Source organism: Mucilaginibacter aquariorum, assembly GCF_024498135.1.
Classification (GTDB): domain Bacteria; phylum Bacteroidota; class Bacteroidia; order Sphingobacteriales; family Sphingobacteriaceae; genus Mucilaginibacter; species Mucilaginibacter aquariorum.
On sequence record NZ_JANHOH010000002.1, the window covers coordinates 508,069 to 529,614 of the forward strand.

The 21,546-nt window shown below is 41.0% G+C and carries 21 protein-coding genes; 15 read left to right on the plus strand and 6 right to left on the minus strand.

Annotation, left to right across the window (positions count from 1 at the left end):
- Nucleotides 1-30 precede the first annotated feature (30 nt).
- The 3 genes from NPE20_RS13350 to NPE20_RS13360 are packed head-to-tail and all read left to right on the plus strand — an operon-like array spanning nucleotide 31 to nucleotide 6,506.
- Nucleotides 31-3,606 (plus strand): VCBS repeat-containing protein, encoded by a 3,576-nt coding sequence (locus NPE20_RS13350; protein WP_256539164.1) that lies wholly within the window; start codon nucleotides 31-33, stop codon nucleotides 3,604-3,606.
- Between the two features lie 22 nt (nucleotides 3,607-3,628).
- On the plus strand, nucleotides 3,629-4,948 hold the full coding sequence (locus NPE20_RS13355) for a vanadium-dependent haloperoxidase (RefSeq protein ID WP_256539165.1): 1,320 nt from the start codon (nucleotides 3,629-3,631) through the stop codon (nucleotides 4,946-4,948).
- Between the two features lie 19 nt (nucleotides 4,949-4,967).
- Nucleotides 4,968-6,506: an FG-GAP repeat domain-containing protein gene (locus NPE20_RS13360; protein WP_256539166.1), complete on the plus strand. Its 1,539-nt coding sequence runs from the start codon at nucleotides 4,968-4,970 to the stop codon at nucleotides 6,504-6,506.
- 55 nt (nucleotides 6,507-6,561) lie between these two features.
- On the opposite strand, the gene NPE20_RS13365 is transcribed toward NPE20_RS13360, so the two are convergent.
- Nucleotides 6,562-7,785 carry a multiheme c-type cytochrome gene (locus NPE20_RS13365; RefSeq protein ID WP_256539167.1) on the minus strand — a complete coding sequence of 408 codons (1,224 nt, stop codon included), beginning with the start codon at nucleotides 7,783-7,785 and terminating at the stop codon, nucleotides 6,562-6,564.
- A 279-nt stretch (nucleotides 7,786-8,064) separates the two neighbouring features.
- Between NPE20_RS13365 and NPE20_RS13370 the strand changes: the two genes are divergently transcribed.
- Complete coding sequence (locus NPE20_RS13370) at nucleotides 8,065-10,476, plus strand: ABC transporter permease (protein ID WP_256539168.1); 2,412 nt, start codon at nucleotides 8,065-8,067, stop codon at nucleotides 10,474-10,476.
- 111 nt (nucleotides 10,477-10,587) lie between these two features.
- Entirely contained in the window at nucleotides 10,588-10,968 is a 381-nt protein-coding gene (locus tag NPE20_RS13375; protein ID WP_256539169.1) for a hypothetical protein, read from the plus strand.
- A 3-nt stretch (nucleotides 10,969-10,971) separates the two neighbouring features.
- Here NPE20_RS13375 and bla read toward each other — a convergent pair whose 3' ends face one another.
- Both bla and pgmB read right to left on the minus strand, forming a co-directional pair.
- Nucleotides 10,972-11,697, minus strand: a complete 726-nt coding sequence (bla, locus tag NPE20_RS13380) for a subclass B1 metallo-beta-lactamase (protein WP_256539170.1) — start codon at nucleotides 11,695-11,697, stop codon at nucleotides 10,972-10,974.
- Nucleotides 11,698-11,699: 2 nt separating this feature from the next.
- On the minus strand, nucleotides 11,700-12,386 hold the full coding sequence (gene pgmB, locus NPE20_RS13385; protein ID WP_256539171.1) for a beta-phosphoglucomutase: 687 nt from the start codon (nucleotides 12,384-12,386) through the stop codon (nucleotides 11,700-11,702).
- Between the two features lie 63 nt (nucleotides 12,387-12,449).
- Here pgmB and NPE20_RS13390 point away from each other — a divergent pair, with 63 nt between their 5' ends.
- Entirely contained in the window at nucleotides 12,450-12,818 is a 369-nt protein-coding gene (locus NPE20_RS13390; protein WP_256539172.1) for a hypothetical protein, read from the plus strand.
- A gap of 122 nt (nucleotides 12,819-12,940) precedes the next feature.
- The gene (locus NPE20_RS13395) at nucleotides 12,941-13,471 is read left to right on the plus strand and encodes a ferritin (RefSeq protein WP_256539173.1); all 531 of its coding nucleotides are present in this window, start codon (nucleotides 12,941-12,943) and stop codon (nucleotides 13,469-13,471) included.
- Here NPE20_RS13395 and NPE20_RS13400 read toward each other — a convergent pair.
- The gene (locus tag NPE20_RS13400) at nucleotides 13,468-13,722 is read right to left on the minus strand and encodes a (2Fe-2S) ferredoxin domain-containing protein (RefSeq protein WP_256539174.1); all 255 of its coding nucleotides are present in this window, start codon (nucleotides 13,720-13,722) and stop codon (nucleotides 13,468-13,470) included. The genes NPE20_RS13395 and NPE20_RS13400 overlap by 4 nt on opposite strands.
- A gap of 98 nt (nucleotides 13,723-13,820) precedes the next feature.
- Between NPE20_RS13400 and NPE20_RS13405 the strand changes: the two genes are divergently transcribed.
- The 6 genes from NPE20_RS13405 to NPE20_RS13430 all read left to right on the plus strand — a co-directional run bounded on the left by NPE20_RS13405 (nucleotide 13,821) and on the right by NPE20_RS13430 (nucleotide 19,062).
- Nucleotides 13,821-14,174, plus strand: a complete 354-nt coding sequence (locus NPE20_RS13405; RefSeq protein ID WP_256539175.1) for a VOC family protein — start codon at nucleotides 13,821-13,823, stop codon at nucleotides 14,172-14,174.
- Nucleotides 14,175-14,349: 175 nt separating this feature from the next.
- Nucleotides 14,350-14,919: a thermonuclease family protein gene (locus tag NPE20_RS13410; protein WP_256539176.1), complete on the plus strand. Its 570-nt coding sequence runs from the start codon at nucleotides 14,350-14,352 to the stop codon at nucleotides 14,917-14,919.
- Nucleotides 14,920-14,985: 66 nt separating this feature from the next.
- Nucleotides 14,986-17,418, plus strand: a complete 2,433-nt coding sequence (locus NPE20_RS13415) for a penicillin acylase family protein (protein ID WP_256539177.1) — start codon at nucleotides 14,986-14,988, stop codon at nucleotides 17,416-17,418.
- 4 nt (nucleotides 17,419-17,422) lie between these two features.
- Nucleotides 17,423-17,770: a hypothetical protein gene (locus NPE20_RS13420; protein WP_256539178.1), complete on the plus strand. Its 348-nt coding sequence runs from the start codon at nucleotides 17,423-17,425 to the stop codon at nucleotides 17,768-17,770.
- A 2-nt stretch (nucleotides 17,771-17,772) separates the two neighbouring features.
- Nucleotides 17,773-18,648, plus strand: a complete 876-nt coding sequence (locus NPE20_RS13425; RefSeq protein WP_256539179.1) for a DUF7003 family protein — start codon at nucleotides 17,773-17,775, stop codon at nucleotides 18,646-18,648.
- Between the two features lie 63 nt (nucleotides 18,649-18,711).
- On the plus strand, nucleotides 18,712-19,062 hold the full coding sequence (locus NPE20_RS13430; protein WP_256539180.1) for a cupin domain-containing protein: 351 nt from the start codon (nucleotides 18,712-18,714) through the stop codon (nucleotides 19,060-19,062).
- A gap of 24 nt (nucleotides 19,063-19,086) precedes the next feature.
- Here NPE20_RS13430 and NPE20_RS13435 read toward each other — a convergent pair whose 3' ends face one another.
- Nucleotides 19,087-19,413, minus strand: coding sequence for a hypothetical protein (locus NPE20_RS13435; protein WP_256539181.1), 327 nt, complete (start codon nucleotides 19,411-19,413; stop codon nucleotides 19,087-19,089).
- A 159-nt stretch (nucleotides 19,414-19,572) separates the two neighbouring features.
- Between NPE20_RS13435 and NPE20_RS13440 the strand changes: the two genes are divergently transcribed.
- Both NPE20_RS13440 and NPE20_RS13445 read left to right on the plus strand, forming a co-directional pair.
- Nucleotides 19,573-20,073 carry an RNA polymerase sigma factor gene (locus tag NPE20_RS13440; RefSeq protein ID WP_256539182.1) on the plus strand — a complete coding sequence of 167 codons (501 nt, stop codon included), beginning with the start codon at nucleotides 19,573-19,575 and terminating at the stop codon, nucleotides 20,071-20,073.
- A 1-nt stretch (nucleotide 20,074) separates the two neighbouring features.
- Nucleotides 20,075-20,746, plus strand: coding sequence for a hypothetical protein (locus tag NPE20_RS13445; RefSeq protein ID WP_256539183.1), 672 nt, complete (start codon nucleotides 20,075-20,077; stop codon nucleotides 20,744-20,746).
- Nucleotides 20,747-20,800: 54 nt separating this feature from the next.
- On the opposite strand, the gene NPE20_RS13450 is transcribed toward NPE20_RS13445, so the two are convergent.
- Complete coding sequence (locus tag NPE20_RS13450) at nucleotides 20,801-21,475, minus strand: lipid-binding SYLF domain-containing protein (protein WP_256539184.1); 675 nt, start codon at nucleotides 21,473-21,475, stop codon at nucleotides 20,801-20,803.
- Nucleotides 21,476-21,546 lie beyond the last annotated feature (71 nt).

Consider the following 21,546-nt stretch of genomic DNA (forward strand, 5'->3'; position numbering starts at 1 on the left):
TTTTATTAATATATTTCTTAATATCGTTAAATGAAACTCCTTAGATACCTGCTGTTTATTGCTTTGCCGCTTTTTATATTCTCTTGTAAAAAGGCAACAATGTTTGAAAAAATATCTTCATCACACTCGGGCATAAAATTCAATAATCTCATTGTTGAAAATGATACCATCAACCCACTTGATAAGCTGAATATTTATAACGGGGGCGGTGTTGGCATAGGCGATTTTAATAACGATGGCCTGCAGGATATTTATTTTATAGGTAATGCCGTATCAAACCGTTTATACCTAAACAAAGGCGATTTTAAATTTGACGATGTTACCGAAAAAGCAGGAGTAGGTGGTAAAGGCGGTTGGGGCCGTGGTGTAGCGGTTGTTGATATTAATAACGATGGATTAAAAGATATTTATGTATGTAACTCGCTGCTAAATGATTCGGTTAAACGGCTTAACCTGCTTTACATAAACCAGGGCCCGGATAAGAATGGAGTGCCCATTTTTAAAGAATCGTCAAAAGAATATGGCCTTAATATAAATGTACATTCTACAATGGCATCGTTTTTTGATTACGATAACGATGGCGACCTGGATATGTACCTTACCGTTAACGAGGCGCAATCAACAGATAATACAAGTTCGTTCAGGCCAATTATAAAAGATGGTACCAGCCGTAATACAGGCAGGCTGTACCGTAACGATTATGACCCTGCTTTAAAGCATGGCGTTTATACAAACGTATCTAAACAAGCTGGCATATTAATAGAGGGTTACGGCCATGCAACAAGCATAGTTGATATTAACCGCGATGGCTGGAAAGATATTTACGTTACAAATGATTTTTTACCAAGTAATATACTTTACATAAATAACCACGACGGTACTTTTACCGATCGTACAAAAGAATATTTTAAACATACTGCCACAAGCGCCATGGGCCAGGATGTGCAGGATATAAATAACGACGGCCTTGCCGATGTTTTTGAACTGGATATGGATCCGGAAGATAACTATCGCAAAAAAATGTTTATGCCGGGTACATCATACCAGTTATACCAAAACTTTGACACTTACGGTTACCAATACCAATATAATCATAACACCTTACAGCTAAACCAGGGCCCTCGCTTAGGCCAAAATGACTCAATAGGCGCACCTGCATTTAGCGAGGTTGCTTTTTTAAGCGGTGTAGCACAAACAGACTGGAGCTGGGGGCCTATGATAACAGATTTTGATAACGATGGCTTCAGGGATATAGTAGTAACCAATGGTTACCCCCGCGATGTTACAGATCATGATTTTATTGCTTTCAGGAACGAATCTTTTATTGTTGCCAGTAAAAAACAAGTATTAGAGCAAATACCTATCGTAAAAATATCAAATTACGCGTTCAGAAATAACGGCAAGTTGCAGTTTGAAGATGTAACCAAAAGCTGGGGAATGGATATAGCATCGTTCTCTAACGGTGCCGCTTATGCCGATCTGGATAACGACGGTACCTTAGATATGGTCATTAATAATATTGATGACGAAGCATTTGTGTACAAAAACAGATCGCGCGAGGATGATAAAAACAACAATCATTATTTGCAGATACAATTTAAGGGCAGCCCTCAAAACCGTGATGGGATAGGGGCATGGGCCGATATTTATTATGACCATGGCAAACATCAGGTATATGAAAATACCCCATTCCGCGGCTATCTGTCAACCATACAAAATATAGCGCATTTTGGCCTGGGCAAAATTACAAGTATCGATTCGGTTGTAATAAAATGGCAAAACGGCAAACAGCAAACCCTAAGAAATGTAAAGACTGATCAGGTACTTAAGGTTGATATTAACAACGCAAAGGCTGGATATAATTTTGGTATTTCGCCGATAAACAGCCAGTCTTTATTTACCGAAGTAACAAAATCGGTAGGGATAAACTATAAACATAACGATGTTGATTTTGCAGACTTTAATGTGCAAAAGCTACTGCCGCACAAGTTATCAGAGTACTCGCCGGCAGTTGCTGTAGGCGATGTTGATGGTAATGGCTTTGATGACATGGTTGTAGGTGGCACATCAAAATATCCCGCACAGGTTTTATTACAACAAGCCAATGGTAAATTCACCCAGCGTAACCTGTTAGCTACAGCAACAAATCTTACTGAAAAGTATAAAGATGAGGGTTTACTGTTATTTGATGCGGATGGCGATGGCGACCTTGACCTTTATGCTGCGAGCGGGGGCTATGAAGATGCGCCAAATTCAAAATCGTATCAGGACAGGATCTATGCAAATGATGGAAAAGGGAACTTTACCCTGCAAGCGGGCGCTTTACCAGTAAACTTTACCAGTAAATTATGTGTAAAAGCGGTTGATTATAATAAAGATGGCTCGCTTGATCTGTTTGTATCGGGTAGGGTTGATCCGTGGAACTATCCTAAACCGGTATCGAGCTTTGTTTTACGTAACGATAGTAAAAAAGGCCAGCTTAAGTTTACTGATGTAACACCAACCGTTGCCAAAGGCTTAAATAATTTAGGCCTGGTATGCGATGCATCTTTTACAGATTATGATAACGACGGCTGGCCAGACCTGGTTATTACTGGCGAATGGATGCCGGTAACTTTCATGAAAAATGACCATGGTGTATTTAAAAATGTAACGGCCAACAGTGGTATAGCTGATAAGTTTGGCTGGTGGAACACTATTGCCGGTGGTGATTTTGATCACGATGGAGATATTGACTACATTGTTGGCAATACAGGTTTAAATACCTTTTACAAAGCTACCGACCAATATCCAGCCTATATAACCGCTAAAGATTTTGATAACAATGATAGCTATGACGCTTTCCCATCGGTCTTTTTAAAGGATAGGGATGGTAAAATGAAAGAGTTTCCGGCACATACCCGCGATGACATTGTAAAACAGATGATAGTTATGAGGGTGAAATATCAGAACTACAAATCGTTTGCCGTGGCTACCATGGATAGTGTGATTACGCCAAAAATGCGTGAAGGAGCTATCAGGTTAAAAGCAAATGAGTTGCAGTCATGTTATTTACGCAACGATGGGCATGGCAAATTTACCATGATACCACTGCCGGCAGAAGCGCAGATATCTCAACTGGCGGGTATCATTATAGATGATTTTGATAGTGATGGCAACCTGGATGTAGCACTTAGCGGTAATGATTATGGTACCGAGGTGAGCACCGGCCGCTACGACGCCTTTAACGGTTTAATGTTAAAGGGTGATGGCAAAGGCGGCTTTAAGCCCTTAACCATATTGCAAAGCGGCATTTATATACCGGGAGATGGAAAGGCATTAGTTAAATTGCGTAGTGCTAAAGGTGGTTACCTGTTGGCGGCTACACAGTATAAAGATGTAATGAAAGTGTTTGAATTGAAAAAGCCCGTACGTACCGTAAGTATAAAGCCCCTGGATATGTTCGCCACCATTAAATATAAAAACGGAAAAACTGCGAAGCAGGAGTTTTATAATGGTTCGTCTTTCTTGTCGCAGTCGGGCAGATTTTTTAATATTGATGCTACCATGGCATCGGTTACCGTAACCGATAATACCGGCCAAAAAAGAGATATACCTTTAAATTAATACTATACATAGCCCCATTATTATGAGATACTTTAAGGTTTTTATTGCAGCTGCATTTTGTTTACTGGCAATAAGCTGCAAGCAAAAGCAAAAAATTGCTCGTGTAAGCGACGTTGATGTTTTACATCAGAATGTTGATCAGCTCACACAGGTAATAATTTATGATGTTTTTAGTCCACCGGTAGCAAGCCGTATTTATGGTTATACTTCATTGGCTGCATATGAGGCTATGCGGTTCGAGAACCCTAAGTATAAGTCAATAGCCAGCCAGTTAAAAGGATTTAAAGCTATGCCCGAGCCTAATAAAGGAATGAAGTATAATTATGCGCTTGCAGCTACTAAGGCGTTTTTTACGGTGGCACATAAGGTAACCTTCTCTGTAGATACCTTAAAAAAATACGAGGATAAGGTTTTTGCTATGTATCAGGATAACCTGGACGATTCTACTTATGCCCGTTCTGTTGCTTTTGGCGAAAAAGTGGGCGCGGCAATATTAGCCCGCTCCAAGTTTGATAACTATGCAAAAACAAGAGGGAAGCCAAGGTTTTTAGGTAGCACTGATAATGGTAAATGGCACCCAACAGCACCAGATTATTTAGATGGCGTGGAGTTTTGTTGGGGCACAATGGAAACGTTCGTGGTAAACTCATCTTCAGATTTCCCGCTGCCGCCACCAACACCGTATAGCGATGATAAAAACAGTGAGTACTTCAAGCAAAACCTTGCGGTTTACGAACAAAGTAAAAAGCTTACGCCCGAGCAGATAAGCATTGCTAAATTTTGGGATGATAACCCTTTTGTTATACAGCATAACGGGCACATGATGTTTGTAAATAAAAAAATTACTCCCGGTGGCCACTGGATAGGTATTACAGCTATAGCATGTAAAAAAACAAAAGCCGACGCGGTAAAAACGGCGCAAGCCTATGCTTTAACCTCAATTGCCTTATACGATTCATTTATATGCGGATGGCAGGTAAAATATACCACCGAGTACATACGACCGGTTACCGTTATAAACGATAAAATTGACAGTAAGTGGCTGCCGCTTTTGCAAACACCGCCCTTCCCCGAATATCCAAGCGGGCATAGTGATATAAGCGCTGCATCGGCAGTGATATTAACCCATTTATTTGGCGATAACTTTGAGTACGATGATACCAGCGACTTGCGGTATATTGGTATGCAACGCCATTTTAAATCGTTTCTGCAGGCATCCGAAGAAACATCTATAAGCCGTTTTTATGGAGGTATTCACTATAAATTTAGTATCGACGCAGCCGCAAAACAAGGCAGGCAAATAGGCGAACATATCTGGAATACATTGAAATTAGAGAACTAAACAAGCGTTACAATTTGTTATGAAATTAAAGCAGACCTTTTTATTTACATCTTTCATATTATCAGGGGTTGCGTTACTATCATTAAGTACCGTGCTTGATGGCTGCAAAAGCAAAAGCACCACATATAAACTTACAGGCGATACAATTGCCGATGGTAAGTATCTTGTAGAACTGCATTGTACAAAATGCCATTCGCTTGTACCTGCAAACATGCTTACAAAAAATGTATGGCGCATGCACACGCTGCCCGATATGGCGCGTTACCTGGGTATATCAACCTATGGCCCCGATTTTTATAAAGACCCTAAAGATACCGGCGGCATATCTATAGTTAATTGGCAGGCAATTGTTAATTATTATAACAAACTTGCGCCGGATACCCTATTGCCTGCAAAATGGCCAATAGCTTTAACAAATGATTGGGCAGGCTTTACGTTAAAAAAACCGGCCGGTAGTAACGATATCTCCTTTACCACAATGGTGGCTGCAAATCCAAATACAGGTAATATTTATACCAGTGATTTGGTTGCAAATAATTTAACCGAATGGAGCAATAACCTTCAATCTAAAAAAGTGATTGGCCTGCCATCAGCAGCTGTGAATGCTAATTTTACAGATGTCGATAATGTTATATTATCCTTGATAGGCCGTATCGATCCTGTTGATTATCCTAATGGAAAGATCTATGGCGTAAACCTTGTTGATAATAAATTAACTGCTAACGAAATAGCAGGGGATATGCCAAGGCCGGTACAAACCCTTAGTGTTGATATAGATAAGGACGGCCATAACGAACTGGTAGTATTAGGGCAGGGGAACACTAAAGGTGGTATTTACATGCTTAAATTGGGCGCAGATAACAAAGCCGAAAAGCAATTTACCATAACCGAAAGGCCGGGTGCCGTACAAGCTATATCAAAAGATTTTAATAATGATGGTTACCCCGATCTGATGGTGTTATTTGGTTCGGGCGACGAAGGATTATCGTTATTTATAAACAATAAAAAGGGCGGTTTTACCAGTAAAGAACTGTTGCGTTTTCCACCGGTGTACGGTTCAACCAGCTTTCAGTTAACGGATATTGACCACGATGGTAACCTCGACCTGATCTATACCTGTGGATATAATTTCCGCGATTCCCGTATCTTGAAACCATACCACGGATTATACATTTATAAAAACACGGGCGACTTCAACTTTAAGCAAACCTGGTTTTATCCAATAAATGGCTGCACAAAAGCTATTGCTACAGATTTTGATAAAGATGGTGATATTGACATTGCCACCATTGCCTTTTTTGCCGATATGAAAAATAACCCTGCCGAAGAATTTATATATTTTGAGCAGGATAAGCCTATGCAGTTTAAAGCAAACGCGGTGCCGGTTAGCAAGTACGGCAGGTGGATGGCAATGGATGTGAGCGACCTGAACAAGGATGGCAAACCGGATATTATTTTGGGTAATTATGCAAGCGGGTTCTTGTTCCAGCCTAATTTTTCACCATCGTGGGATGAACACCAGCCTTTTATAGTACTGGAGAATAGCATAAAAAAATAGAGTTTGAACTTCCTTTAATGATGGTTATGCTACCGTGTTGTAGGTAGCATAACCATCATTTCTTTTTTATATAGTCCGTTATCTTTGTTATATCATCAGGATAAACTGCAATATGGTGCGTGTGTATCAATACCGATTCCTTTTCGTTGATTATTGCTTTTGAGGGCAGAGCAGGCATGTGGCACGATATACATTTTGCCTGTAATACTTTTGCGTCAAGCTTGCCTGTCATTTTACAAAGGTTATGGCTGGCTGCTTTATGGCAGGTTTGGCAACGTTGGGTAAACAACACCATATCATTACGCTCATTTTTGTGGGTATTGTGGCAGGTAGAGCAATCCATTTGACTGCTTATATAACATTTGCTGGTTTTTAGCATGTCCAGCTGGTCGCCGTGTACATCAAGGTGGGCAAGGTCTGTTGGCCCGGCAGATGGGGCATGTTTTTTATAGTCGGTAAGTTTATCGCCCGGTTTAAAATCAAATATCGATTTAGAGTTTTGGGTTTGTGTACCCGAGTGGCATGTGCCGCAAAGGTCTATCTTTTGTTCACGGGTTAAGGCGCTTATTTTGGTGATGTATTTTGCCGTTTTAATGGTGGGGTTTGCTGTCTGAAAATCTACATGCTGTTTTGCACCGCCGTGGCAGCGTTCGCAATCAATACTTAATATGATCGAGTTTTTTTGGAACCCGATAGCATCACCCGAAAAACTTGGAAGCTTACCCGGTTCCGTTTTAGCGCTTGATGTATGACACTCCATACAACGTAAGTTTATTGACCTGTCAAAACTGGCCATAACGCTATCATAACCAGGGCTCATTATCCAATGGTTCTTTATGTTATCGAACGATACGGGCAACTGAAATAATTCGTTCTCTTTCCAATACAAATAGCTTTCTCCCTTAACGCCACCCATCGCAATATCTATACGGGCAGTTTCTACCTTTTGGCCATTTACATAATTGGTTTGGTATAAGCCGCTATCGGTTTTGGTCATCACAACCTTGGTATGGTCGTTATAGGTAAAACTATTTAGTCCCGGTAGAAAGCTGCCGTGCACGGTTTTGGTTGTCGCCGGCGAGGATGCAATAGAATGCGCCATATGCGGGTAGGTATTGCTGATATCACTATGACAGCTAACACATGTTTTAGCCCCGGCATAAGCTTCGCCGCGTGGATCTTGTGATTCATGTGCCTCCTTTGTGCTTAAGCATTGCGATAAAATAACTACCAGCGGAAATAAAAACAGAGGCAACAGCAATAGCTTCCTTTTGGCCATCAGGTAAATTGGTTTGTTTGTTAATAATAGTCAATAATCGGGAAATATCGCCCCTTAATTAAGTTTTTTATTATAACAGAGCGGGACTCAAATATGGTAAACTTATTTAGTGCAAACCAAGTACAGATCTTGAAGTACGAAACCGTACGTACAAGTGTCCGTTATCGTACACCTGTTAAATATAAAATGCCCTTATTGTATGAAAAACAGGGTTTTATGGCTTGGCATTCACTTTGATAATTTTAGGTGGTCACTCAAAATTTAAATAAACCCTTTGCTATGTTACAAAACTTATTTAAAACCGCCTGGCGTAATGTATCGCGTCATAAATCGTATACATTCATTAACATAATAGGCCTGGGCTCGGGCATCGCCATTTGTCTGATTATTTTTGTGCTGATACAATTTCATTCCAGCTTTGATAATTTTCATAGCAAAAAGGATAGGATCTACCGCATGCTAACCGAGTATCATCATGCCGATTCAAAAGATATATTTTATGGTTCGGGCATTGCGCGTGGCATACCGCAAACATTAAAAATAGATATACCCGAACTTGAAGCCTACGCTCCGGTATTTCATGGTTATAACGAGCAGATACAGGTTTTGAATGCCGACGGGCAAATTGAAAAGAAGTTTAAAGAAGAGGGGGTGTTTGCAACTACGCCATCCTTCTTTAAAATATTCGATTTTCCGCTATTGCAGGGCGATGCCAATACGGCGCTGAGTAACCCTAACTCGGTACTACTAACAAAAGAGACCGCCGACAAATATTTTGGCGACTGGCGCCAGGCAGTGGGCAAAACCATTAGATGGGATAATAAAGAAATTTTAAAGGTAACCGGCATATTAGCCCCCATTCCTAAGAACACCGATTTTCAGTTTAAGGTAGTGTTTTCGTTAGGTACAGGCCGCACTGCCGAAATGCTAAAATCAACCGATTACGATAGCACAGGCGGATTTTATGGCTGCTATGTACTTGCCCCCGCTGGCATGACCGGAGCGCAATTAACCGGCAAACTACAGGCGCTGATGAAAAAATACCGCTCGCCCGAAAATAAGGATAGTGAAGTGGCCCAGCCGTTAAGTAATGTGCACTTTGATAATAAGGTAGATAACTACTCCAACATATCTATTACCCCGCAAATGATAAATATGCTTTGGATGATAGCTTTGTTTATTTTGATTATTGCCTGTGTTAATTTTGTAAACCTGGCAACCGCACAGGCGGTAAACCGCGCTAAAGAGGTTGGCGTACGTAAAGTGCTTGGCGGCAATCGCGGCCAGTTGCAAATGCAGTTTTTGGCCGAGACATTGGTCATCGTTTTATTAGCCCTGGTACTATCGGCAGGCATAAGTTTTTTGGCGGTGCCAATGGTGGGTAAAATAATGGATCTGCCGTTATCCGCAGGCATGCTGCTGCAGTTTAAAGTGGCAGCTTTTGTAGTAGCCTTAACGGGAGGGGTAACGCTTATAGCGGGTTTTTATCCATCAATGGTACTTTCGGGTTTTAACCCCATTAATGCTTTAAAAAGCAAGGTGGCGTTTAAAACATCCCGGGGAATCTCTTTAAGGCATGCGTTAGTAGTATTTCAGTTTATTATTGCGCAGGGGTTGATCATTTGCACCATCATCATTGTAAAGCAAATGAACTACTTTACGCACGAGAGTATGGGCTTTGATAAAGATGCTATTGTGAATGTTCATTTTCCGTCAGACAGTGCTGCAATAAGTAAGCTCGATTACCTTAAAAAGAGACTAACAGATATAAGCGGGATACAACAGGTAAGTTTAAGTTCGGACCTGCCCGCCGGCGAAGATGATAACTGGACGATGTTTACCTATGATAATGCCATTAAACAAGTAGATTTTTATTCCATCATCCAGATGGCCGATGAACAATACGTGCCGACTTATAAGTTAAAGCTTGTGGCCGGGCGCAATGTTGCATCTTCAGACACCATACGGGAGTTTTTGGTGAACGAGGCGGTAATCCAAAAACTGGGCCTCAAAAAACCTGAGGACGCCTTGAACAAGCAGATAGCCTTAGGCAAGTTTGCTAAAGGCAGGATAGTGGGAGTACTCAAGAACTTTCATAACCGGTCGTTTAAGGATGAGTATGCGCCAATGCTGATCACTACTTTGAAAAACCAGTATGGAGTTAGTAATATCAAGTTATCATCGGCGAACATGAGCACTTCAATAAAAGGTATAGAAAAGCTTTGGAATGAAGTTTATCCCGACTACGCTTTCGAGTACAAGTTTATGGATGAACGCATAGCGGCTTACTACAAACAGGAAAGTCAACTGTCAAAAATATACCAAAGCTTTGCTGTAATTGCCATATTACTAAGCTGCCTGGGCCTGTATGGACTGGCATCTTTTATGGCTGTGCAGCGGATAAAAGAAGTAGGTATCCGCAAGGTGCTGGGTTCTTCGGTATCGGGTATAGTTTACCTGTTCTCGAAAGAATTTGTAGTGATGATAGTAATTGGCTTTGCCATTGCAGCACCAATTACCTGGTACCTGATGAATAAGTGGCTACAAGATTATATTTATCGGATCCAGATACATTGGGGTATATTTTTACTGGCGGGCGTTATAGCAATTAGTATCGCGTTGGCTACAGTAAGTTTCCAGTTGATAAAGGCCGCTTTGGTTAATCCGGTTAAAAGTTTGCGGAGCGAATAAATCATTATATAAAATTATTACCCTGATTTACAGTTAATTGTATTTTATTATAGTACTATGTATTGCATAATACCATGTAATGTGTATTTTTGTTTATCAATTTAAAAAATCATGAAATCGATCAGCAAAAAATTACAAATTATTGTATTGGCATTAATAATATTAGGTACTGTAGCAGCATGCGATTGGGGCAAATCGACAACCATTATTAACAAAACAGACAACTTATCGCAAAAGATAAAATACTCTGGTAAGATAATTTTTAACGAGCAGCAAAACGGTATCGACCATATATCAGATGGTGGATACCTGGAGTTTGACGAAAATGGAAGAGGTTTTAAAGCCAAAAACGATGCTTATGGAAAAATAAACTACGAGTTTGATGGCGATAGTAAAGTAAACACTTTAAGTGATGACCAAAAGCAATTTGTAGCCCATGCGGTTAAAGCCATTATTAAAGAACGGGCAAAATTAAGGCCCGAGCATAAGTAAAAATCATTTTTTACTAAGGATCTGTAGCGTGTGGCTTAGCTGTTTTGTGCCACCCTGCCATCCCAGGTGCCCGGGAATTAAATACCGCGCGGTTTTATATCGGGAAGCGACATTTTTAATGGTTATGGGCCATTGCGTAAGGTCGGCATCGCCGGTAAAACCTTTTGTAGTGGCCTCTAAACTTTTAACCAGGCAGCCACCAAAAAGTATCCGCTCGTGCGGCAGCCAAACCACAATATTATCCTGTGTATGGCCTGCACCCGGGTAATAGGTTTGCAAGGTTAAGCCGGCAATATTAAAAGTGGTATCGCGGGCAAAGATGTATTGCGGCAGCTCGTTATTTTCTTTTTTGGCAAGCGCATAGGTTTGTTTGCTGCTATAGGTTTTAGCCCCCTGTTTTTTTAACACATCTAAGCCACCTACACAGTCGTCATGAAAGTGGGTTGCAACACAAAAAATTATCTTTTTGTTAAAGCGCTGTTTAACGCTATCTATCAGTTGTTGGGTTTGTTCATCGCCCCAGGGAGTGTTAACCAAAACAACGCCTTTGTCGGTAACTGCAAATAAACTGTTGGCAGGGTACGCAGGCGATTTATCATCTGGATAACCGTATGATGTGCACACGTAAAAATTTTTGGTTAAATGTGTTATGCTGATCTTTTGTACGGGCTTCTGGGCAAAAGCTATAGCCGAAACAAATAAGCATATTATAAACATCCTGATCTTCATCCTTACAATTTATCTAATATATCCAACGTCATTTTATCTAAACCGCTTACCACCATATCCGCGCGGGTAAGCATGTCCGGCGAGCCTATTCCCACGGTTTTCATGCCTCCGTTTATGGCTGCTTCTATACCGGCAAGGGCGTCCTCAAAAACTACACAAGCCGATGGTTCAACGTTTAATTCTTCGGCACCCTTCAAAAATACTTCAGGATCGGGTTTGGGGATGCTTACACTGTTGCCATCAACAACGGCGTCAAACAAAGGCAGTAGTTCCAGTTTAGCCAATATAGTAGGGGTGTTTTTACTGGCCGAACCAATGGCTGTTTTTAAACCGGCATCGCGGCAGGCCTGTACAAACTCACGGGCACCGGGTAATATTTCGGCAGGTGTCATCTGGCCAATCATCTCGGTATACCAGTCGTTTTTGCGGGTGGCCAGCTCCAGCTTTTCAGCTTCGGTTTTATTGGTAACGTTTCCCCAACCCAATATTAGTTCTAACGATGCCATACGGCTTACACCTTTCAGCTGCTCGTTCTGGTGTTCGGTAAAATCAAAGCCCATTTCATTGGCAAGGCGTTTCCATGCTTTATAATGATACACTGCTGTATCTACAATTACACCGTCGAGATCAAATAGGCAGGCTTTAATATTCATGGCGATAAAGGTATAAGTTGCCTTGTTAATAATCATTATAAATAAATTTCTAATATTATTTGGATTAATTATAAATAATACCCTCTTTTGTAACGTCAAATGGTTACAACTCTAATAGATCCGCAAACAAGTACCTGGGTAGATGTATTCAGCACCAAACAAGGCGCTGTTTATCAAAGTGATGCTGAACGTTGCTGGTATGTTGATTTTGCCGGTAAAGTTGCCAAATTTGATTATCGTTGTTTACTTAAGCTTAAAAAAGCGGTATATAATGTAGATATCGAAGCAAAGCTGCTCGAAACCTCTAAAGACCCCGACGTAGAAATTATCTTTATCTGCGCCTGCGACCACACTTACATTCTTACTTTGATGCAGATCATCGCTCTTAAAGAGTTGATGGAAGGCACATTTGTAATGCTGCAATTGAACAGCATTTTACAAGATCGCCTGTATCGTATTGCTGTTTAGTAATTTAGACTGAATTCATATTGCCTTTATTTTCTCTATCCGCTACTTTATAGGCGTATATTGTATCATTATTTAAGTCGGCACGTTTGTTGTCTATCTTAATAGTCCTAAAAATATATTATATGAAAGATCTTATCCGCGTAAGAAGCCTTATTTCTGCAGAAGTAGAAATGCTTTTAAATCAGCAAGTTAAAAAAGAAGCATACTCGTCATCAATTTATTTATCAATGGCATCATGGTGTAACCGCAATGGTTTCGATTACTCGTCTGATTACTTTTTTAAACAAGCCGAAGAGGAAAGACAACATCAGCTAAAATTTTACAAGTATATATTGGATATGGGCGGCAATGCCGTATCACCCGAAGTTACCGGCATTAAACAGGAGTACAACTCATTCCGCGAAGTGTTTGAAGAAGCGCTTGACCAGGAAATCAGCGTTACCCAGTCAATCAAAAATATTTATGCCCGCTGCTTAAAAGAACAGGATTTTGTAACCAACGAATTTTTAAACTGGTTCCTGAAAGAGCAACGCGAAGAAGAGTATAAAGCACGCCGCGCACTGGAGCTGTTCGAAGTTATTGGCGAAGAAGGTACCGGCAGATGGCAGATTGATAAGCACGTTGGCGATATCAAATACAACAGCGAGGCTTAATCTTTAGCTAACAAAAGCTTTAAAACATCTTTCTCCGAATATTCCTTCAACCAGATATTTCCCGGAGATATAGTACAGACCGGTGCATAATCACACCGGTCTGTGCATTCTATACGTATCACTTCAATATCCCCCTTGCTGTGTTTGGCAAACTTTTCGGCAATTTTATACATGCTTTTACCGCCACGTTTTGCGCATTTACTCCCTGTACATACAAACAGCACTTTATCCGGTACGGTAAATTTACTCATGTAAAAAATATCGTTTTTATTAGATAACTTACAAATATCAGCTTTATTTTTGATACAAGTTGTTATTACACAAGCATGAATATTAAACCTATAATTTTATGAGATCTATAGAAATAATTTCCATCCCGGTTACTGACCAGCAGGTAGCAAAAGAATTTTACCTGAACATGGGCTTTAGTTTAATTGTTGAAGCACCGTTTCAGGGTGGCAGCAATTGGATCCAGCTGGGCCTGCCTGATGGTGGCACAACCATAACATTGGTAAACTGGTTCCCCGAACTAACCCCCGGCAGTATACAAGGGTTTGTTATAAAATGCGACGACATTGACGCATCCATAGCAGACCTCGCAGCGAAAGGCATAGAAACAGGCAAGGTTGATAAAACCCCATGGGGCCGTTTCGCTACTGTAAAAGATCCGGATGGTAACTCGTGGAGCCTGCATAGCAATTAATACTTTAATTGGTAACAAAAAAGCCATCCCTGGGATGGCTTTTTTGTTTGTAAACAACGCTATGTATCATATGATTTTTGCGTCTTAACCTCTTTGCGTAAAAAACTCTGTGTACTCTGTGCTTTTCTCTTTGTGCCCTCTGTGGTAAAATAACACAAATTGATATCTTAGCCCCATGCTCAAAAAGTCCTTTCTCCTTTGCCTTTTCGTCTTTATCCTTTCTATCGGCTGTAATAAAAATGAAACTCTTTATAAAGTTGTGGGTGTAAAAGATGGCGATACTTTGGTACTGTTATCGCCCGATAACCAAAGCATCACCGTAAGGCTATCAGAAATAGATTGCCCCGAAAAAAGCCAGGCGTTTGGCCAGGCGGCAAAGCAGTTTACATCCGACCTGTGTTTTGGTAAAAGGGTGAAATTGACAGGCAATCAGCACGATAGGTATGGCCGCACAGTAGGACAGGTAGAACTGGAAAACGGGGTTAACGTAAACTACGAGATCGTAAAGCAAGGCTACGCATGGCAATACCGGGCTTATTCAAAAAATATGGAACTGGCTTCATTGGAGCAGCATGCCCGCGAAAGCCACTTGGGTTTGTGGCAGGATGCTAACCCAACCCCGCCATGGAACTTTAGAAAGGAAGCTAAAACCCAGCGGGTAGAAAAGAAAGTGAAGAAAGCCAAAAGGCCATACAAAAAACGCAGGTCAAGAAAGCAGCGCGATACGGTGGCATTTGAGATTTAACAACTTTTTGAATTTGTAAAATCTTTAGGTGCGTTTTATGTAACTTGCTTGCAAATACCCAACCTAATGAAAGTATTTAAAGCCATCCTTTCTATCGTATTTACCGTGGCGCTTATCTGGGCCTTACAAACAAAATTTGGCGATGTACCGCCGCTTGGCGAGTTCTTAAATCCATCAACCGGTTTCTGGCAAAATGCCGAAAGTAAGAACATCATTCCCACAGAAAAATTAGAGCTTAAGGGCTTGCAGGGCAAAGTGACCATCAAATACGATGAGAACATGGTGCCGCATATTTTTGCAGAGAACGATCACGACCTTTACTATGCGCAGGGATATTTAACCGCCAAAGCCCGCCTTTGGCAAATGGATATCCAAACCCGCAGCGCTGCAGGCAGGTTATCAGAAGTTGTTGGCCCTAAAGCTTTAGAACTCGACCGCTACCACCGCCGAATGGGCATGACCTATGGCGCAGAACATACACTGCAAGGCATCATGAAAGACCCGGTGATGAGCAAGGTGATCAACGCCTATAGTGATGGCGTTAACGCTTACATAAAACAACTTAAACCCGGCGGTTATCCTATTGAGTTTAAATTATTGAATTATGCGCCCGAAGAGTGGAAACCTATTAATTCGGCATACCTGTTAAAACTAATGTCGGAAACCCTGGCAGGCGGTTCTAACGAATTGGCCATGACCAACGTGCTTGATAAATTTGGCGCACAGGTAACAAAAGATCTGTTCCCCGATTATCCAACCCGCGAGGATCCCATCATCCCCGCAGGGACAAAATGGAATTTTAAACCTTTGCCCATACCCGCACCACCCGCCGCCTTTAAAGCGCAGATGCTGGCCAGTATGAAAGATAAGGAAAAGATAGAGGGCATTGGCAGTAATAACTGGGCGGTTAGTGGTTCAAAAACGGCAAGTGGTTACCCTATTTTAGCGAACGACCCGCACCTGGACCTCACGCTACCATCCATTTGGTATCAAATGCAAATGTCAGCCCCCGGAGTAAATGTGTATGGGGTTACCTTACCGGGCGCGCCTTGTGTTGTTATTGGTTATAACCAAAAAGTAAGCTGGGGCGTTACCAATGTAGATGCCGATATACTGGATTGGTACCAGGTGAAATTTAAAGATGCTAACCGCAACGAATACTGGTACAACAATAAATGGAATAAGGTTAATCGCAAGGTTGAAGTGATAAAGATACTTGGCCAAAAGCCCCAAACTGATACCGTTTTATATACGCATCATGGCCCGGTGGTATATGACAATGCCGATATGGCTAAAAAAGGTCGGATAAATGTACCGGTGGGCAATGCCCTGCGATGGATAGCGCACGATGAAAGCGACGAGTTTAAAACCTTTTACCTGCTTAACAGGGCAAGCAATTATACCGATTATCGCGAAGCCTTAAAATATTATACCGCTCCGGCGCAGAACTTTATTTTCGCTTCCGCGGACAACGATATTGCCATTACACCAAATGGTAAATTGCCGCTGAAGTACAAGGATCAGGGTAAATTTATTATGGATGGCGGCGATCCGGCAAACGATTGGCGCGGCTGGATCCCATTTGAGCAAAACCCTACGGTGAAAAATCCGCCGCGTGGTTTTGTAAGTTCGGCCAACCAATCATCAACAGATCAAACTTACCCGTATTATATTAACTGGAAGTTTGAGGGCTATGAACGTGGCAAGCGCATAAACGACCGCCTTACCGCCATGAGCAAAGCCACGGTTGACAGCTTGCGCCTTTTACAAATGGACGATTACAGCATCCGTGCGCAGGATATACTGCCCACTATGGTAAAATATTTGGATGCCAGTAAATTGGATGATACGCAGCTGGCAGCCTTAGATAGCCTAAAAAAATGGGATAAATATTGTGACGCCAAATCTGTTGGGGCCAGCATTTTTAGCAGCTGGTGGATTAAGTTTTACAACTTTACCTGGCGGGATAATTTTGAGGATAAGAAAACACTGTTGTATTATCCTACAATGGACAGGACAGAAACATTATTGATGAAAGAACCAAATTCCAAATGGTTTGATAATAAACGTACCCCAATTGTAGAAACCGCTGCCGATGTATTAAGCAGTTCTTTTAATGCCGCTGTTAACCAACTGGCAAAAGAGCATGGTAAAATTGGAGAAGGTTGGCAATGGGGTAAAGTAAAACCCTTTGAAGTTACTCACCTTGGCCATGTGCCGGGCTTTGGTTCAGGTAATTTCGTATCGGGTGGTACAGGCTCAACTGTAAACGCGCTGATAGACGGGCACGGTCCCTCGTGGAGAATGGTGGTGCAATTGGGGCCGCAGGTAAAGGGTTATGGTATTATCCCCGGCGGGCAGTCTGGTAACCCGGGCAGTTTTTATTATGACGATATGTTAAAAACCTGGCAGGATGGTAAGCTAAAAGAATTGCTGTTCCTGCAATCGGCCACAGAAACATCGCCCCGAATTAAAAAGACGTTAACCTTAAGCAAATAAACTTATGCTGTTCCCTGTAATATTGTTATTGGCATTTATAAGCGGTTACCTTTTCCCGTGGTGGGTGGGTTGTATACTGGCCTTTGGCGCCGCCCTCATCTTCGGCAAAAGATCAAGCTGGGCATTTTGGTCGGGCTTTGCGGGTTTGTCATTGGCCTGGATAGCGTTGGCCTTATTAAAAAGCTTCCCTAACGAACATATACTGGCTACACGCGTGGCACATATGTTTCATTTACCAAACTGGGGTTTGTTGCTGGCTGTAACCGCTTTAATTGGCGGCTTGGCGGGCAGTATGTCGGCGTTGTCGGGTTGGTTGGTTAAGAGGGCATTTGAGAGAGAAAAAACCACATAAGCATGCTAACGGAAAAACAAATACTGTCTAACCTTGATGATACTTACAAATTTGGAGATTATTTTCAATTTATTCAGCTCGGACATCCTTATTCATGCCTGATAGATAGTCGATTAAATGTTTTTCGGGGCGATGATGACAGGTGGGCAATTGCTGCAGAGCGGTTAGGTTATAATGAACGGGCAAGCGAAATTGAACTTGAAATTTATTATTACGGCAATTGCCTGGTAAATTTGGAAGAGTATAATAACCAGCAAACTAATTATTACACCTTACGCAATATTGATTCTGATAGTTTTTTTAAAACCACAGATGGGCCAGACCTACTTCCCGATGCAAAATACTGGTTGCTAAAAAGCGAGAAAGTTAACTTATCTGTTGATGTGTCAACTTATGCGGTTAATGGAATAAAATTAAAAGAGTACGAGCCCGGTCAAATTGGTGTTGAAGATGCAGCCAGATTGGCTGTTATTTCGCAAGGCGATCTGTTTAGAGCGAGTGATGACGAACTTAATAAATCTCTTCCCACAGGTTTAAAAAAAATTTTAGTGTTAAATGAATGGCATCATAAAGACTTTTTAGAGGTAAACCATCCCGTAATATCAGATGAGCATTTAAAATACACTTACGAGTATAATAAAGAACTTAACGGAAGTGTGGCGGATGTGGACTTTGAGACATTTGCTAAGTTGTTACGACAACAGGAACAGCGCACGGCAAATAGCAATAAACGCAATAGAAATAAAAAAAGGCCGGGTTCTTATGAGACATGGAAACAAATAGCCAAAGTAATTATTACAGGAAATACTTCATTTTATGAACCTACATTACCGGCAAATACGCATTGGAAAAACTGGCCCGATTCAGGGAGTTTATAATTTCCATCCTCGTTAATGTTGTCCCCAACTACCCGTTACGCATCAGCACAAATTATTAATCAAATGAACACGCAAAATTTAACCATAATTGATATTACCAAAGAGGCCATAACAAACGAGGCATACAAAAATATACCTGTTGCCAAAGTGAATGATCATGTTGTTAGAATGGGCGTAATGACGGAGCCTTATTTTTGGCATTTGCACCCGGAATCTGATGAGAGTTTTTTAGTGATTGAAGGCTCCTTATTTATTGATCTGGAAGACAGAACTGTTGAGTTGTTTCCCAATCAGTTATTTACCATACCCAAAAACGTGATCCATCGCACCAGGCCAAATGGGGATAGATCTGTTAACCTCACCTTTGAAAGCAGCAATATGACAACAGTGAGGGTTGAGAATTTGAGCACCTAAAATATTGACCAAGTAAACGCTATATTACCTGTTAAAGTATATCGTATCTTTTGAGTTCCTCCTAATCAGCATTAATCTATTATCACCCTTGTACTTTATAAGCGTGTCGCCAATATGAATTTTGGTCCCAACATTCCATATCATGTGAAAAGCATTATATTCTTTTCTATCTATTGTAAATATTGGGCGATATTGAGGACTGTATTTAATGGTTTGAACCGGCCCATTAAATTGCCATTCAACAGTTTCTTTTCGCGCATGTCTTAAAGCAATAGGTGTACCTATTGCCATTGCTATTAATAGGATTAAACCGCTAAATTTCCAAGGAATCTTATTTATTAAAAGTGTCATTGGGTATAAAGTAACCAAACCAATAAATTAAAAACTATTTGGTTGACTAATGTAAATAAAAAGCTCTGGTAACCATCAATGCGCTTCCCGAAAAACTTTTTTATATTGTTTGTGATTATTCGCCCCCTTTAGCGAATAATGGTGTAAATAATAATCGCAATGAGTTTGCAGGCAAACAAAGACCAGTTTTTACACCTTATACAGCACAATAAAAAGCTCATTTTTAAAGTATGCAATACCTATTGCAGCGACCCCGAAGACCGTAAGGACCTGGTTCAGGAAGTGATCATTCAGCTTTGGCGCTCATATGCCAATTACAACAACAAGTACAAGCTATCTACCTGGATGTACCGCATCGCGCTTAATACTGCCATCTCTTTTTATCGCTCCAATAAAAAACACAGCCAAACTTCACCCATCAGCGATTTTATACTGGAGATCCCCGAGGACGCAAGCTCTCATGATCTGGATGATAAGGTTATGCAGTTATACCAGTTCATTAATCAGTTAAACAAGCTGGATAAAGCCCTGATGATACTTTATCTGGATAATAACAGCTATAAAGATATGGCCGAAATATTAGGCATCAGCGAAACCAATGTGGCAACCAAAATAAGCAGAATTAAACAACATCTTAAACAACAATTTATACATCAATAAAATGGAATTACAAGAATTAAAAGACATCTGGAGCGAGTACGACCGCAAGCTTGACAGAAACCTGCAGTTGAATATGCAGTTATTAAAACAACTAAACCTTGATAAAGCAAAAAATAAGCTAAACCGGTTATTATGGTTTAAAGGGATAGAAGTGGCGGTATTCATACTGATAGCCCTTTGCATGGGTAGCTTTATCGCTAATAATTGGCCCGCTTTGCAATTTACCATACCGGGCTTGATTTTAGCCGCGATATTAATTATGTGGATCATATCTGTAGTAAAGCAATTAGCCATTATTGCCGATCTGCAGATGGGTTATGCCGATGCTATTGCACCTGTTCAAAAGAAAATAGAGCGACTGAAACTGCACATCGTAAACTATACAAAATACTCGTTTGTGCTTTTACCACTTTACCCGGTAATGATGCTGGTTGCCGGCAAAGCATTTTTACATGTGGACTTTTTTGCAGCACAACACAGGTTATATTTCCTGTCGAACGTGGCAGTAGGCCTGGTTTTAATACCCGCAGCATTGTGGTTTTTTAAACTGCTCAGCGCAAAAAATATTAGCGAAAGCGTGAGTAAAAACCTGCTGGTAGGCACTGGTTGGCGGCAGGCAGATTCGGCACATAGCTTTTTAAACGAAATAGAAAAATTTGAAAAGGAAGCATAATAAAAATCCCCTGCCATTATCTGACAGGGGATTTTTGTTAAATCTGTTTTTAAATTACAATGCCTTCAAAGCTGCTTTTAACGCTGTAACGGCTTCGCTTTTATCTGTCGATCTTGCAAAAAGATCGGCAGAGGCAGAGCTATCACCATAGTAAGAAGCATTAGCGCTTTTGTTAATAGCCAGGTTTGAACCGTTTATGCTGATACCGGCAAACAAACCTTTACTGCGCGAGTAAGAATAAACTTCTGCCTGTAGTTTGTAATCGGTGCTGGCGGTAGAGCTTCGGCCAACCGGGCCTGCTGCTGCAGATACATCACCACCAATAGTAAAATCGCCGTTTTCAACTTTAGCCAGTACGCCTTTATTGCGGAAAACCAAAACCATATCAACAGATTGTACGCCTATTTGGAAGCCGATACTGCCACCTGTTAAGGTTATAAATACAGGGTCGCTCCATTGGCCGTTTTCCAGTTTAACCATAGCAACGCCTTGCCCGCGTTTGCCGCCGATACCAAAACCGGCATTGATCAGTTTTGGAATAATAACAATACCCTCATACTCTTCAATCAGCTGATGCGGGATGCTTTCTTTCATTTTACTAAACTCTTTTAAAACCTTGGTAGCATCGTTTATTTTGGCGGTGCCTTTATCGTCAACAGGCTTTGCTGATGCAAGTATAAAAAACGCGCTCAGCAGCAGGGGGAAGCTTAAAAATTTTAATGTTTTCATGGGATAGATATATTATGATTGTATTATTTATACAAGCAAATATAACTCCAAAATGAAATATTTATTTCGGT

Bases quoted from the DNA above. Each gene is read 5' to 3' on its own strand.
- NPE20_RS13350 (WP_256539164.1), top strand. From the start codon at position 31: ATGAAACTCCTTAGATACCTGCTGTTTATTGCTTTGCCGCTTTTTATA.
- NPE20_RS13355 (WP_256539165.1), top strand. From the start codon at position 3,629: ATGAGATACTTTAAGGTTTTTATTGCAGCTGCATTTTGTTTACTGGCA.
- NPE20_RS13360 (WP_256539166.1), top strand. From the start codon at position 4,968: ATGAAATTAAAGCAGACCTTTTTATTTACATCTTTCATATTATCAGGG.
- NPE20_RS13365 (WP_256539167.1), bottom strand. From the start codon at position 7,785: ATGGCCAAAAGGAAGCTATTGCTGTTGCCTCTGTTTTTATTTCCGCTG.
- NPE20_RS13370 (WP_256539168.1), top strand. From the start codon at position 8,065: ATGTTACAAAACTTATTTAAAACCGCCTGGCGTAATGTATCGCGTCAT.
- NPE20_RS13375 (WP_256539169.1), top strand. From the start codon at position 10,588: ATGAAATCGATCAGCAAAAAATTACAAATTATTGTATTGGCATTAATA.
- bla (WP_256539170.1), bottom strand. From the start codon at position 11,697: ATGAAGATCAGGATGTTTATAATATGCTTATTTGTTTCGGCTATAGCT.
- pgmB (WP_256539171.1), bottom strand. From the start codon at position 12,386: ATGATTATTAACAAGGCAACTTATACCTTTATCGCCATGAATATTAAA.
- NPE20_RS13390 (WP_256539172.1), top strand. From the start codon at position 12,450: ATGGTTACAACTCTAATAGATCCGCAAACAAGTACCTGGGTAGATGTA.
- NPE20_RS13395 (WP_256539173.1), top strand. From the start codon at position 12,941: ATGAAAGATCTTATCCGCGTAAGAAGCCTTATTTCTGCAGAAGTAGAA.
- NPE20_RS13400 (WP_256539174.1), bottom strand. From the start codon at position 13,722: ATGAGTAAATTTACCGTACCGGATAAAGTGCTGTTTGTATGTACAGGG.
- NPE20_RS13405 (WP_256539175.1), top strand. From the start codon at position 13,821: ATGAGATCTATAGAAATAATTTCCATCCCGGTTACTGACCAGCAGGTA.
- NPE20_RS13410 (WP_256539176.1), top strand. From the start codon at position 14,350: ATGCTCAAAAAGTCCTTTCTCCTTTGCCTTTTCGTCTTTATCCTTTCT.
- NPE20_RS13415 (WP_256539177.1), top strand. From the start codon at position 14,986: ATGAAAGTATTTAAAGCCATCCTTTCTATCGTATTTACCGTGGCGCTT.
- NPE20_RS13420 (WP_256539178.1), top strand. From the start codon at position 17,423: ATGCTGTTCCCTGTAATATTGTTATTGGCATTTATAAGCGGTTACCTT.
- NPE20_RS13425 (WP_256539179.1), top strand. From the start codon at position 17,773: ATGCTAACGGAAAAACAAATACTGTCTAACCTTGATGATACTTACAAA.
- NPE20_RS13430 (WP_256539180.1), top strand. From the start codon at position 18,712: ATGAACACGCAAAATTTAACCATAATTGATATTACCAAAGAGGCCATA.
- NPE20_RS13435 (WP_256539181.1), bottom strand. From the start codon at position 19,413: ATGACACTTTTAATAAATAAGATTCCTTGGAAATTTAGCGGTTTAATC.
- NPE20_RS13440 (WP_256539182.1), top strand. From the start codon at position 19,573: ATGAGTTTGCAGGCAAACAAAGACCAGTTTTTACACCTTATACAGCAC.
- NPE20_RS13445 (WP_256539183.1), top strand. From the start codon at position 20,075: ATGGAATTACAAGAATTAAAAGACATCTGGAGCGAGTACGACCGCAAG.
- NPE20_RS13450 (WP_256539184.1), bottom strand. From the start codon at position 21,475: ATGAAAACATTAAAATTTTTAAGCTTCCCCCTGCTGCTGAGCGCGTTT.